This is a genomic window from Candidatus Brevundimonas phytovorans, from assembly GCA_029203145.1.
GTDB lineage: Bacteria > Pseudomonadota > Alphaproteobacteria > Caulobacterales > Caulobacteraceae > Brevundimonas > Brevundimonas phytovorans.
The window spans coordinates 1,766,601-1,779,787 of the sequence record CP119309.1 but is presented as its reverse complement, the minus strand read 5'-3'; the positions used below and the strand labels follow the sequence as shown (position 1 = coordinate 1,779,787).

The window sequence follows — 13,187 nt, the reverse complement described above, 5'->3', positions numbered from 1 at the left end:
TGTCCAGTCGTGTCGTCAGGTGTCTCTGCTGCCGCTGTGCTGTGGTCAGGAGGCGAAGGCGCTGGTGGCGCTGCGCCCGCTCAGGCGCATTTCGTCGGTGAAGTAGGCGATGGTTCGGGCCAGTCCGTCATGCAGCGGCACCTGGGGCGACCAGTTCAGGTGCTCCAGAGCGCGTGAGATGTCGGGCTTGCGGCGGCGGGGGTCGTCCACCGGCAGTGGATGGTGAACGATGCGCGAGCGGGAGCCGGCCATCTGAAGGATCTGCTCGGCCAGTTGATTGACCGTGGTCTCGTGGGGGTTGCCGATGTTGACTGGGCCGTCGATGCCGTCGTCGGCGTTCATCAGGCGGATGAAGCCTTCGACCAGGTCGTCGACGAAGCAGAAGGAGCGGGTCTGTTCCCCGCTGCCATAGATGGTGATGTCCTCGCCCATAAGGGCCTGGACGATGAAGTTGGACACCACGCGACCGTCATCGGGATGCATGCGCGGGCCATAGGTGTTGAAGATGCGGACGATCCGCGTCGTCAGGCCGTGCTGAAGGCCGAAGTCCGTCACCAGGGTTTCAGCGAACCGCTTGCCCTCGTCGTAGCAGGAACGCGGTCCGACCGTATTGACGTTGCCCCGATAGCTCTCGGTCTGCGGGTGAACCTCGGGATCGCCGTAGATTTCCGATGTCGAGGCCTGAAAGAAGCGGGCTTTGTCCCGCGCCGCCTTGTGGAGAAGGTTCAGGGTTCCCAGCGAACAGGTCAGGGCTGTCTTCACCCGGTCGTACTGATAGTGAACCGGAGAGGCGGGGCAGGCCAGGTTGTAGATCTGCTGGACCTCGGGCAGGTCGTCGGGCAGCGGCGCGTTGATGTCGTGCTCCATCAACAGGAACCGGCCTGACGCGCCCAGGTGCGAAACATTCTGGGGTCGACCAGTATGAAAGTTGTCGATGCAGATTACAAAGTGCCCGCTATCCACCAATCGGGCGCATAGATGAGAACCAAGAAAGCCAGCGCCACCCGCCACGATGGATGTTGCATTGGAAGAATGGCGCGAAGTGTTCGCTTGACCATAGAAATCGACGTTTTCAACCATTTGACTTTGACCTGGTTGTTCAGTGGATCATTGATCTGTTTTCATACGCACGACGACTGAATTCATCCGCTGCGGGAATCACGAAATCCATAAGCGGCACGTTAGCGATTCGTTAACCAACGGCTCGAACTTGGGTTCCGCCCCGAAATCGCCAATATGTCGCCACGTTGTAAAAAGGGGACGGCGCGGGCCCCGCGAAGACGCGAAGACGCGCAGACGCGCAGGTTCTCATGCGCGTTGGGGCTGTCATGACAAAGAGTCGAGGCAGGGCGAGGCGCAGCCTGTCTGACGGCGGGCGCACATAGGCCCGGGCCGGGTCGCTCAGGTCTGGAGCGGACTGGCGATCAGACTTGGGAGGCTACAGTCGTATGAAGGGCTGCATCAGGCGCCCCATCCAGCCATCGAGCTGTATTTCGCCATCCAGCGCCACGACGCAGAGGCAGGGCTCGTCCGACACGACGCGCGGCTGGTGCAACACGTCGTCGTCGGCTTCTTCCAGATCGCCGATGTCGAAGCGTTCGGTCTCGGTGGCGTAGGCGCCTGACAGGACGCAGGTCAGCTCGACCCCGCCGTGGGTGTGGCGGGGCGTTTCGCGGCCTGAATCAATCTTCAGCAGGATGACCCGGCAGGCGCCGTCGCGCGGGGCGTGGACGTCGCGCGCCCGGATGCCGGGGCCGATCCACCGCCAAGGTCCCAGGGCGTAGCGCCGCAGCGGTTCCGGCAGTTCGGGCATGTCGTTGAGCGGGGCCTGGACCACGGCCTCGCCCGCGTCGGTCTCGATCCGCGCCATGGCGTGCGCCAGGGCGTCGTCCGACAGGACTACGGGCGCGGTCTCGTCCAGGAAGGCGCCGCCGACCGACTGCAGCTGGCGCACCCAGGCGTCGTTGGCCGGGCGCAGCGCCAGATGCGCGGCGACCACCACGGCCTCGGGCGGGCTGAGCGTTCCGGCGGCATAGGCGAGAAGCCGCTGCTCCGAGGGATTGCGGTTCGGGTTCATCGGGGCGCCTCCTGAGAGGCTTCAAGAATGAGGCGGAGCTTGATCATGGCGTTGCGAATGCGGGACTTTACGGTGCCCAGGGGCAGGTCGAGCCGTTGGGCGATTTCGGAGTGGGGGCTGTCCAGGAAGAAGGCGAGCCGCAGGACCTCGACCTGATCGGGCTTGAGCCGCGACAGGGCGTCGCGAACCCGCTCGGCGTCCTGCGACGCGGCAAGGATGTCGTCCGGCCGCTGCACCTCTGTGTCGGCCAGTTCGATTTCGGGGACGGGCAGGGGGCGGGCGTCGCGGCGCAGCATGTCCAGGCGGCGGTTGCGGGCGATGGTGAAGATCCAGGTAGCGGCGCGCGCCTTGCGGGCGTCGAACAGATCAGCCTTGCGCCACACCGTCAGCATGGCGTCCTGGGCGAAGTCCTCGGCGGCGGCGGCCGTCGCGCCGGACTTCATCAGCCAGGCCTTCAGGCGCGGGGCGAAATGGTTGAACAACTGGGCGAAGGCTTCACGGTCGCGACGCAGGGCCACGGCCTCGATCAGGCGATCATACGCAAAGGCGTCTTGGGACGGGCAGTCCTCGCTCATCCGAGGTGTAGCCCTTGCAGTTGTGAATGATGACGGCTCGACATGCATGGAACCTAATACGGTTCGGGAAAATGTCTGGATCATTCGCAATCCGATTTTGACGCTGCTGCGTAAATCGTTGAAGCTTGCCGCAAATTAGGCGAGCGCGTTTCGGAGTCGTCATGTCGCATTCGCCTGTCCGCCCATCTAGCGGCCCGCTCAAGATCGCCGTGGTCGGTTCTGGCGTCGCCGCCCTGTCCTCGGCCTGGCTTCTGTCGCAGCGCCACCAGGTGACGGTGTATGAAAAGGCTGATCGTCTGGGCGGTCATTCCAATACGGTGACGGCCGGGGCGGCGACCGGAGACGTGGCGGTCGACACCGGCTTCATCTGTTTCAACGACGCCACCTATCCCAACCTGATCGCCCTGTTCGCCCACTTGGGCGTCAAGACGCGGGCGACCGACATGTCCTTCGCCGTGTCGCTGGACGCGGGTCGGTTCGAATACGCCGCTCCCGGCCTGTTCGCTCAGCGCCGCAACCTGCTGCGTCCGCGCTTCTGGACCATGCTGGGCGAGATCATGCGCTTTTATCGCGAGGCGCCGATCGATCTTGGCGGTCTGACCGATCCCAACCTGACGCTGGGCGATTATCTGAAGCGTGAAGGGTTCAGCGACGCCTTCCGCGACGACCACCTGCTGCCGATGGCGGCGGCGATCTGGTCCTCGCCCGCCCATACCTTGATGGACTATCCGGCCGAGGCCTTCATCCGCTTCTGCGGCAATCACGGCCTGCTCAAGCTGGTTGGCCGTCCCTTGTGGCGCACCGTCGAGGGCGGCAGTCGGGTCTATGTCGAGCATCTGGCGCGGGGCATCGGCGATGTGCGACTGGATCATGGCGTGACCGCGGTGCGCCGTGTCGAACAGGGGGTCATGGTTCATGACAGCCAGGGCGGCGTCGAGCGCTTCGATCATGTCGTCATCGGCGCCCATGCCGATCAGGCCCTGGCCATGCTGGCCGAGCCGACCGAACGCGAAAGTCAGGTGCTGGGAGCCTTCCACTACAGCCGCAACCTGACGGTTCTGCACACGGACGCCGGTCTGATGCCGCAACGTCGCCGGGCCTGGGCCAGTTGGAACTACATCGGCGCCGACGACGGCCTGTGCGTCACCTATTGGATGAACAAGCTTCAGGGCCTGCCGGGTCAGGACCTGTTCGTCACCCTCAATCCGCCGCGTCCGCCCAAGCCCGACACCCTGCTGCGCAGCGAACTGTACGAACACCCGATCTTCAATCCCGCCGCCCTCCAGGCGCAGAAGCAGCTGTGGAGCCTGCAAGGGCAGGGCGGCGTCTGGTTCTGCGGCGCCCACTTCGGCGCGGGCTTCCATGAGGACGGTCTTCAGTCTGGCCTCGCGGTGGCCGAGCAACTGGGCGGCGTGCGCCGTCCCTGGTCGGTCGAGAACGAGAGCGGGCGTATCCATCTGACGCCCCCGTCGCGCCCGGTGCTGGAAACGGCGACATGACCCGGGCCTCGGCCCTCTATCGCGGCGGCGTCATGCACCGGCGTTTTCGGCCCCGGACGCATCAGTTGAACTATCGCGTTTTCTGGCTGTTGCTGGACCTGGCGGAGATCGACGGTCTTGACCGGGAACTGCGTCTGTTCTCGCGCAACCGCTTCAACCTGCTGTCCTTTCACGACCGGGATCATGGCGACGGGTCCGGCGCGGCCCTGCGACCCCAGATCGACGCCTTCCTGGCGCGCGCCGGCATCGATATTGGCGAAGGGGCTGTGCGCCTGCTGACCATGCCGCGCGTACTCGGCTACGTCTTCAATCCGATCAGCCTCTACTATTGCCATCAGGCCGACGGTCGGCTGGCGGCCATGGTCTATGAAGTGACCAGCACCTTCGGCGTGCGCCACGCCTATGTCATTCCGGTGCCGGAGGCGGATCAGGCGGCGGGCCTGATCCGGCAGGGCGCGGCCAAGGCCCTCTATGTCTCGCCCTTCATGGGGATGGAGATGGACTACGCCTTCCGCGGCCATGCCCCTGGCCCTCGCCTGGACCTGGTTATCGACGGGATCGACGCCGAGGGCGTGCTGATCACCGCCGCCATGTCGGCCGACCGCCGACCTCTGGACGACCGTTCGCTGGCGGCGGCGGCGCTGGCTCTGCCGTTCATGACCCTGAAGGTCGTGGCCGCCATTCACTGGGAGGCGCTGAAGCTCTGGATCAAGGGCGTGCGTCTGACCCGACAGCCCCCGCCGGCCCGCGAGGCTGTCACCATCCAGCACCGGGCGCGCGAAAGCCGTCTGGCGCGTTGACTCCTGTAAACACCGGGCCACGATCGCCCGCTTCCAACGCAAAGGGCGCCTGACGCCATGACCACCACCTATTATGGCGATCGGAACGACCAACGGGCGACGTCTCCGGTCCTGGGCCTTCTGTTGCGTCTTTTGTCCGCCAACTGGACCTGGGGGCGCCTCACCCTGGTCCTGCCCGACGGCAGCCGTCATCTGCTGACGGGGCAGACGCCCGGCCACGCCGCCGTCCTGACCGTCCGTGAGCCGCGCTTCGCCGCTCGCGTGCTCAAGAGCGGGGATATCGGTTTCGCCGAAGGCTATATGGCGGGCGAGTGGGATACGCCTGATCTGGCGGTCCTGCTGGAGACCCTGGTCAACAACTACGACCACATCCGGCGTCTGTTCGACGGCAATCCGCTGATGAACCTGGTCAACTGGTTTGGCCACCGCTTGAACCGCAACAGCCGTCGCGGATCGCGTCGCAACATTCACGCCCATTACGATCTGGGCAACGCCTTCTACGGCGCCTGGCTTGACCCCTCGATGACCTATTCCTCGGCGCGGTTCGAGCGATCGGGTCAGTCGCTGCCGGACGCCCAGCGGGCCAAATACGCCGCGTTGGCGCGGATGATGGACCTGAAATCCGGTCATAGCGTGCTCGAGATCGGTTGCGGCTGGGGCGGATTCGCCGAGTTCGCCGCGCGCGAGGTCGGGGCCGTGGTCACGGGCGTCACCATCTCGCGCGAACAGTACGACTATGCGCGCCGTCGCCTGTTCGAGGCGGGCCTGGCCGAGCGGGCCGACATTCGCCTGATCGACTATCGCGACGTGGAGGGCCAGTTCGACCGTGTCGCTTCCATCGAGATGTTCGAGGCGGTCGGGCGCGAATACTGGCCCACCTACTTCCAGAAGGTCCACGACGTGCTGAAGCCCGGCGGGCGCGCCGGTTTGCAGATCATCACCATCCAGGACGACCTGTTCGAGGAATACGACGCCCGCACCGACTTCATCCAGAAGTACGTCTTCCCTGGCGGCAGCCTGCCGTCCGAAGCCCGTATCGCCCCGGTGATCTCCCGCGCCGGCCTGAGCGAGGTCGCGGTCGAGCGTTTTGGCGGCGACTATGCCGACACCCTGGCCGAATGGGCGCGCCGTTTCGACGGAGCCTGGGGCGACATCCTCCGCACCGGGGCCGGATTCGACGACCGCTTCCGCCGCCTCTGGCGCTTCTACCTGGCCTATTGCGAGGCCGGCTTCCGGTCGGGGCGGACCGACGTGATCCAGATGGCTCTGGAACGTCCCTAGGCCTCAGGTCTTCGTCTTCCCGCCGGGTTGGTCTGCGCGATCCTAGATCCGATCGACCCGGCGTCGCGTATCCGTTTCAGGAACCGGGAGACGACCATGGCGAATAGAATGATGCGCGGCCTGAGCGTGGCGGGCTTGGCCTTGACGGCGGGCGCCTGCGCCAGCGCCGGCGCCCCGGCGAACTCCGGCTTCCTGACAAGCTACGAGGGGCTGGCGCCGCGCACGGACGTGGTGCGCGCCTCGGTGATGCAGCGGCGGGACGAGCCGCTGGCCTCGACCATCACCCGCCTGTGGGTGGCTCCGGCCGAGGTCTTCGGCGTCGTCGACCCCGTGCTTTCAGACGAGGACCGGCGCGCGGTGCTCAGCGAGGTGGACCGTCAGGTCTGCTATGAATTGAGCGAGCGTTTCGACATCTCTGAGCTGCCCGATCCCCAGGCGGGCACGGTGCGGGTGGGCGTCACCCACATCCGGCCGACGCATCAGGCCGGGTCGGCGGCGGCGGCCGTCGCCAACTTCTTCATCCCCGGCCCGATCAAGGTGCGGGCGCCCGGCGGCACGGGCGGCCTCGGCGCGGAAGCCGAGCTTCTGGCGCCCGACGGTCGTCAGGCCGCCGCCATCGTCTGGCGCCGCGACGCCATGGTGGTGGGGACGGACAAGCCCTCGCTGTCGCGCATCGGCGACGCGCACCGGCTGGCTGAGCCCCTGGGCGACATGGTGGGCGACGCCCTGGCGCCGAGCGAGCGCGATGTGCGGGCGATCCCCAATCCCGATCCCTGCCGTCGCTTCGGTCCTCGCGTTCGCGTTGAGGGCATCATCGCCGGTATCGCCACAGGCCTCTATGAGCCGGGCCTGAGCGGCGGCCCCCGGCCCGCCGCGGATGACGCAGACGTTCCCTGACGCAACGGCCACGACGGTTCGAGCGGTCAGGGTGGCTATGTTTCAGGAAAAGGGATGGTGGACGCGACAGGGATTGAACCTGTGACCCCCTCGGTGTGAATCCTATTTTAGCGGTTTCAGGCCGGTTCAGCCGGTTTCAGTTTTTGAAGCAAGATATTGTTTTTACGTCATTTATCTACAATTGATCATTTCAGGTGTTTTCAGGCAGTTTCGTATGGGGCGCCCCCCTAACGCCCCCCTTGGTGTAGTATGAGGGGGTCAGAAGTGATTTGAGGGACAGATGCCTCGGGATCCCGTGCGTACAGATCGTCAGATCGCCGCCCTGAAGCCGCGCGATGCGCGGTATGAAATGGCCGTCGCGGACAGCCGCGGCCTGTACGTCCGCGTGTGGCCTACGGGGGCGAAAGGCTTCGAACTTCGATACACTGCCGAGAACGGCAAACGGCGTCGTCATGTGCTGGGCGCCTATCCGGACATCACCCTTGCCGAAGCTCGTCGTCTGGCCGCTACAGCCCGGGTTGCCGTCGCAGGCGGGACAGATCCGGCCGCTGCCCGCAGTGCGCGTCGGGAGGAAGCCAGGACGGGTGACACGCTCGAAGATCTGGCTGAGGCCTACTGGAGGGCTGCCGGAAAGGGACTGCACGGCGGACGACGACGTCCCAAGCAGGCGAGGACCATCGAGTCCGAACGTTCGCTTTTCCGCCGCTACATAAAGCCGGTTCTCGGCGACATGAAGTTCGCCGCCGTCAGGAGGACGGATATCCGCATCTTCATGCGGGACCTGGCGGCGGAAAGCGGCCTGGCCCCGGCCAGTCTCGCCTCGGTCGGGGGCGTCCTGATGAGCGTGCTGGGCTTTGCGGTCTACGAGGATCGCCTTGAAGCCAATCCGGCCTACGGACTGACCAGGCCCCTTGCGCTCACGCCCCGCGAGCGGATGTTCGATGACGAGGCGCTGCGGGTTCTGTGGAACGAGGCCTCGCTGGCGTCATCGCCCCGCGCGCCCGGCGAGAAGACGGCCGGCATGCATGCGCGTCTCGATGCGCCCACAGGCCTGGCGATCCAGTTCCTTATGACGACTCTGACGCGCCGGTCTGAAGTCGCCGAGGTGCTTTGGAGCGAGATCGATATGGCCAGCGCCGTCTGGACCATCCCTTCGCATCGCACCAAGGCTCGACATGTGCATGTCGTTCCCCTTCCAGACGAAGCCCTGGCCGTGTTGCAGCGGGCGCGTTCTCTGTATCCGAAGAGCGCTTGGGTCTTCCCGGCGCCGCGCAACAGGACTGGTCCTGTAGATCCCCGCGCTTTGACCAGGGCGGTCGTCCGCACCTGCAAGCGTCGCAACCTGCCCGCCGGTTCGCCTCACGACGTGCGGCGGTCAGGCGCCACGACCCTTACCGGCAGGTATGGGGTAGGGCGTTTCATCGTCGGTCATCTTCTGGGGCACACCGTGCGGGACGGCGCCGCCGTCACGGCGGTCTATGATCGTTACAGCTACATGGCGGAGAAGCGGGCGGCCCTTCAGACCTGGGCCAGCCATCTCGCCAATCTGAAACCCTCCGCAGAGGCCGGTGGAGCGTGCAAGCCAAGCTGGGGTTAGAGCCCGCCCCTGCCGTCCATTCCCTCAGGACGGAGACGATCGTTACGAGCTAGGCGGCCGGACCTTGGACGGAGCTGTGCTCGCCACTGACCTCGTCGGTTACAGTCGTCTGGTCGTCGCCGGAAAGCATCTCGGCCTCAACATTCGTCTCCCGCGTCACGCGCGCCGTGACGTCTCCGAGGGCGCCGGTCTAGGCCGGACGCCGGGCTTCGAAACTGATGATCTGGTCGTCCCGATCCGGCGCGCGACCCTGTTGATACCCGCCGCAGGCCGCCACGTCCGTGAAGCCTGCGGCCCTCAAGGCCAGTTCGAACTCATGGACGCCCCACCAGCGCAGCTTGAACAGGTCCAGCTCGGTGGCCGCCAGGACGCCGTCCCGCCAGTGTTCATAGCGAAGGTGGGACAGGGTGGTCTGGGCGATGTAGTCGGTGTCCACCCGGCGGGCGGTCAGGGTCAAAAGGTCGCCGGAGTCCGTCGTCCAGGACCGGACGGACTCGGAGCTGTCCAGAAAGCCGCCGATGGGGTCGGGGTCGAGGATCAATCGACCGCCTGGGGCGAGATGATCGTAAAATCGTCTCAGCACGGCGGTCGCCGACGCCGTACTGGTGATCAGTTGAAACGAACCGGCTGGAATGATGATCGCGGAAAAGCGGGTGGGTGAGACAAAGGTCTCAAACGACCGCTGCGTCAGCCGGGCGGAAAGCCCCCGCTTGCGGCACTCGTCCCGGCAATAGCCGAGCATTTCAGCCGAGGCGTCGAAGCCTTCCATCTCAAATCCCGCCTCGATCAGGGGAATGAAGAGGCGTCCGTTGCCGACCGCGGGCTCCAGCACGGGTCCGCTGTCGCACTCGAGCAGCCGCGCCCGATAGAACGCCTGATCACCGAACGAATGCCCCACCGACTTGTCCAGGTCATAGACCCAGGAGGCGAGTGTTCCGTATCGATTATGCATATTCAGGCTCCTGCGATCTGTCGTGGCGCGTGACCTGTATCGGGGTCAAGGGGCGCGCTGGACGAGGCAAGTCGCAGGCGCTGGTCCGCGCGCCGCTATTGAGCGGGAGAGTTTGGAGCGCACAGGTCTGATGCCAACGCCATTGATGCGACGGATGCACCCTTGCTTGCGGTTGCCTGATCTGATGCCGTTCCGACCTATCGGTACACGATATTGTTTCGTGGTGTCGCGGAACATCGCGCTCATCCAAGGTCTCATTCGGACCGTATCCAGCTCCCGCCCCGGACTTGCTCCAGCGCGGATGCAAGATTGCAGTTCCGAGTTTGTTGATGAACCATACGCCCCGCCTGACCGAACTTCGCCGCCTCCAGCTCAATGCGGAACACATGGCGAGGCTGTCGCCCTTCAAGGCCGACCGCGAGAAGTTCGGGCGGATCGCGGAGCGTTACAGGCAGGAAGCCGAGGTTCTGAAGGGGGAGGGCGGGCCGCCCGCGTCTTCCCGCAAGAGCAGATGAACCGCAGCTGCGGCATCTCCGCCGGCCTCGGCATCGCCGTCGGCGCTCAGGGATGCGTCTGAGTCAGGGAACGGGGTCAGGAAGAGGGCGCGGTGCGTTGATGCGGTCACGTCTCGATCATGGTCGTGACCTTCGACGCCAGGTCCGTCATCGCGAACGGCTTGGTCATGACCTCCATGCCCGGTTCCAGCAGTCCATTGCCAACGGCGGCGTTCTCCGCATAGCCCGTGATGAAGAGGACCTTGAGGTCCGGACGCCTCATGCGGGCGGCGTCGGCCACCTGTCGCCCGTTCAGGCCGCCAGGCAGACCGACATCTGTGATCAGGAGCTCGATCCGGTGCTCGCCTTCCAGAAGGCGCAAGCCTGAAGGCCCGTCGGCTGCTTCCAGCGTAGCGTAGCCATGCTCACGCATAATCTCGACGACAAGGCTGCGCACAGACGCCTCGTCATCGATGACAAGGATGGTTTCGCCATGACCAGAGACGGGGTTCGGACCCGCCGCCACCGGGTCAGGCTCGGCCGGGGCTCCGTGATAACGCGGCAGGTAGAGACACATCGTGGTGCCCAGTCCGGGTTCGGAATAGACTCGAATCTGACCGCCGGACTGCCTGACGAAGCCGTGGATCATCGACAGACCCAGCCCGGTGCCCTGTCCGATCGGCTTGGTGGTGAAAAAGGGTTCGAAGATCCTCTCGATGATCTCGGCGGACATTCCTGAGCCGGTATCGGTGACGCAGATGGAAATATATTGGCCAGGAGGCAGGTCGCGCTCGCGGGCGTGGCGATCGTCGAGCCACTTGTTCGCGGTTTCTATCGTCAGACGGCCGCCTGCCGGCGCCATGGCGTCGCGAGCATTGATGCACAGATTGAGCAAGGCGTTCTCAAGCTGCGATGGATCAATTTCACTCAGCCACAGTCCGCCGGCGCCGACGACTTCAAGGTCAATATCAGGGCCGACCGTACGGCGGATCAGATCCTCCATCCCGCCGATCAGGCGGTTGGCATCCGTAGGGCGAGGGTCCAGGGTCTGGCGACGAGAAAAGGCCAGAAGGCGCTGGGTGAGGGTGGCCGCCCGCTGGGCGGCGCCCTGCGCCGCTTCAACATAGCGCCCGACTTCGGCTCCGCGACCCTGCGCCATCCGTTTGGAGATCAGTTCCAGGCTGCCGGAAATCCCTGCGAGGAGATTGTTGAAGTCGTGGGCAATGCCGCCCGTCAGCTGGCCGACAGCCTCCATCTTCTGGCTCTGACGCAGGGCGGCATGAGCGGACTGCAGTTCTTCCGTCCGCTCCTCGACACGGGCTTCAAGCGAGGCGTTGAGATCCGCCAGAGCGCGTTCAGCCCGTTTCCTCGCCGTGAGATCCTGGAAGAGAACGGCCACCTGACGACCTCCGGCTGGTCCGACCTTGAAGGCGGCCAGCTCCAGCCACCGGCCTGTGGCTTCCAGTTCCTTTTCAAAGCGGATCGGCCGGCCTGTTTCAAGGACGTCCCGATAAAGCGAAACCCAGCTGCCGGCCTCGGCCGGAACCATGTCGCGAACCCGGCGGCCGACCACGTCGTCAATCCCGGCATGTTCGGCATAGGCGGCGTTGGCTTCGACATGGACATAGTCGCTGAGCGGCCCGTCAGGCCCGTCGATGAATTCGATAACGCAGAAGCCCTCGTCCATGGTGTCGAACAGGGTCTGGTAGCGTTGCTGGCTTTCGGAACGCTCGGCCTCGGCGCGAAGCCGTTCCACCACGTTGCGGGTTCGCGCCGCCACATCCTGAAGGAAATCCAGGTCGATCTGGCTCCATGCGCGGGAGCGGGCGTCCGTGACGAACAGCATGGCGACCAAGTGGTCGCGCTCCAGCAGGGGCACGGCGGCGAAGGCGTGTATGCCCGTCGCCGTCAGGCCGGCGGCCTTTCCGCGCATGAGGGCGTCCTGGGCGACGTCGGCCACAGCGACGGCGCGCCCCTGGGCCAGGAACTTGAAAATCTCGGGATGGTCTCGCGGCGACCAGGCCTGCTTCGGCGCCTTGCCGCCCTTGTCGAGCGAGACGTAGGCCGCCGCCAGGTCCAGGGTTTCGCCGACGATGCGCGCGGCGGCGGCCGAAATCAGTCCGGGGTCGTCCAGGGCTGTGAGCTCGTCATGCAGGCGGAGCAGGGCGGCTTGCCGGATTTCGACCTGCTTGCGCTCGCTGATGTCGAAGCTGACCCCGGGAAGACGGCGGAGTCGCCCCTCGGCGTCCAGCACGCACCGGCCCTCGGCGACGACCCACACCGTTCCTCCGTCGGACTGGACCAGACGGTATTCCGCGCTGAAGGCGGAGCGCATCTCAACGGCGCGCTCGATCGTCGCCCGGACCTCCGGGAGATCCTGAGGATGGATGGCGCTGAAGAAGACCTCAAGCGGCGCGCCCTCGCGCGCGACAACAGGATCTACGCCGTAGAGCCGGGCGAAGCGTTCATCGGCGCGCACGATATCGGTGGCGACGTCCCAGTCCCAGGCGCCGACGCCGCGACCGGCCGACAGCGCCATCTCGAGCCGTTCGACCGCCTCGGCCTTGTGAGCGGCGAGGCGGATTTGCTCGGTGATTTCGGAGACGAAAACCATGACGCCGGCGGGCTGGCCGGATTCGTCAGGAACCGGGGCGTAGTGAAGATCAAGCCAGGCCGATTCAGGGCCGGAGCCTCGATCCAGGACCAGTTCCTGGTGTTCAAGCGACCAGGACTGTCCGGCGAGCCCGCGACGAATATTGGCGTCGTTGAAATCGGCGATTTCAGGCCAGCCCTCACGCGCGCCCATGCCGAGCAGTTCGGGGTGGCGGGCGCCGGCGAAACGCGCATACCCGTCATTGTAGAGCAAAACGCCGGACGGCCCCCAGAGCAGAACCATAGGATTTGGCGCGGCGATCATCATGCCGACGACCGTCGTCAGACCTTGCGGCCAGGCTGACCGGGGACCGAGCGGCGTCCTTGACCAGTCGTGGTCTCTGATGAGCCGGGCCATTTCGC

11 protein-coding genes are annotated in these 13,187 nt (G+C 65.5%); 6 read left to right on the top strand and 5 right to left on the bottom strand.

The window, feature by feature from the left end; translation table 11 throughout:
* Positions 1–45: 45 nt before the first annotated feature.
* The 3 genes from P0Y52_08790 to P0Y52_08780 form a co-directional block, all read right to left on the bottom strand.
* On the bottom strand, positions 46–1,014 hold the full coding sequence (locus tag P0Y52_08790) for an SDR family oxidoreductase (GenBank protein ID WEK59466.1): 969 nt from the start codon (positions 1,012–1,014) through the stop codon (positions 46–48).
* A gap of 424 nt (positions 1,015–1,438) precedes the next feature.
* Positions 1,439–2,077: a ChrR family anti-sigma-E factor gene (locus P0Y52_08785; protein WEK56647.1), complete on the bottom strand. Its 639-nt coding sequence runs from the start codon at positions 2,075–2,077 to the stop codon at positions 1,439–1,441.
* Positions 2,074–2,652, bottom strand: a complete 579-nt coding sequence (locus P0Y52_08780; GenBank protein ID WEK56646.1) for a sigma-70 family RNA polymerase sigma factor — start codon at positions 2,650–2,652, stop codon at positions 2,074–2,076. The genes P0Y52_08785 and P0Y52_08780 overlap by 4 nt, the downstream gene beginning before the upstream one ends.
* A gap of 161 nt (positions 2,653–2,813) precedes the next feature.
* Here P0Y52_08780 and P0Y52_08775 point away from each other — a divergent pair, with 161 nt between their 5' ends.
* The 5 genes from P0Y52_08775 to P0Y52_08755 all read left to right on the top strand — a co-directional run bounded on the left by P0Y52_08775 (position 2,814) and on the right by P0Y52_08755 (position 8,726).
* Positions 2,814–4,151, top strand: a complete 1,338-nt coding sequence (locus tag P0Y52_08775) for an FAD-dependent oxidoreductase (GenBank protein ID WEK56645.1) — start codon at positions 2,814–2,816, stop codon at positions 4,149–4,151.
* Entirely contained in the window at positions 4,148–4,951 is an 804-nt protein-coding gene (locus tag P0Y52_08770; GenBank protein ID WEK56644.1) for a DUF1365 family protein, read from the top strand. The genes P0Y52_08775 and P0Y52_08770 overlap by 4 nt, the downstream gene beginning before the upstream one ends.
* A gap of 57 nt (positions 4,952–5,008) precedes the next feature.
* Positions 5,009–6,232, top strand: a complete 1,224-nt coding sequence (locus P0Y52_08765) for a cyclopropane-fatty-acyl-phospholipid synthase (GenBank protein WEK56643.1) — start codon at positions 5,009–5,011, stop codon at positions 6,230–6,232.
* A gap of 96 nt (positions 6,233–6,328) precedes the next feature.
* Positions 6,329–7,129, top strand: a complete 801-nt coding sequence (locus P0Y52_08760) for a DUF3313 family protein (protein WEK56642.1) — start codon at positions 6,329–6,331, stop codon at positions 7,127–7,129.
* Between the two features lie 295 nt (positions 7,130–7,424).
* Complete coding sequence (locus tag P0Y52_08755; protein ID WEK56641.1) at positions 7,425–8,726, top strand: integrase arm-type DNA-binding domain-containing protein; 1,302 nt, start codon at positions 7,425–7,427, stop codon at positions 8,724–8,726.
* Positions 8,727–8,916: 190 nt separating this feature from the next.
* Here P0Y52_08755 and P0Y52_08750 read toward each other — a convergent pair whose 3' ends face one another.
* Complete coding sequence (locus tag P0Y52_08750) at positions 8,917–9,678, bottom strand: class I SAM-dependent methyltransferase (GenBank protein WEK56640.1); 762 nt, start codon at positions 9,676–9,678, stop codon at positions 8,917–8,919.
* A 329-nt stretch (positions 9,679–10,007) separates the two neighbouring features.
* On the opposite strand from P0Y52_08750, the gene P0Y52_08745 reads away from it, so the two are divergent.
* Positions 10,008–10,193: a hypothetical protein gene (locus tag P0Y52_08745; protein ID WEK56639.1), complete on the top strand. Its 186-nt coding sequence runs from the start codon at positions 10,008–10,010 to the stop codon at positions 10,191–10,193.
* Positions 10,194–10,299: 106 nt separating this feature from the next.
* Here the strand turns inward: P0Y52_08745 and P0Y52_08740 are convergent, their stop codons facing one another.
* Entirely contained in the window at positions 10,300–13,092 is a 2,793-nt protein-coding gene (locus P0Y52_08740; protein ID WEK56638.1) for a PAS domain-containing protein, read from the bottom strand.
* Between the last annotated feature and the right edge of the window lie 95 nt (positions 13,093–13,187).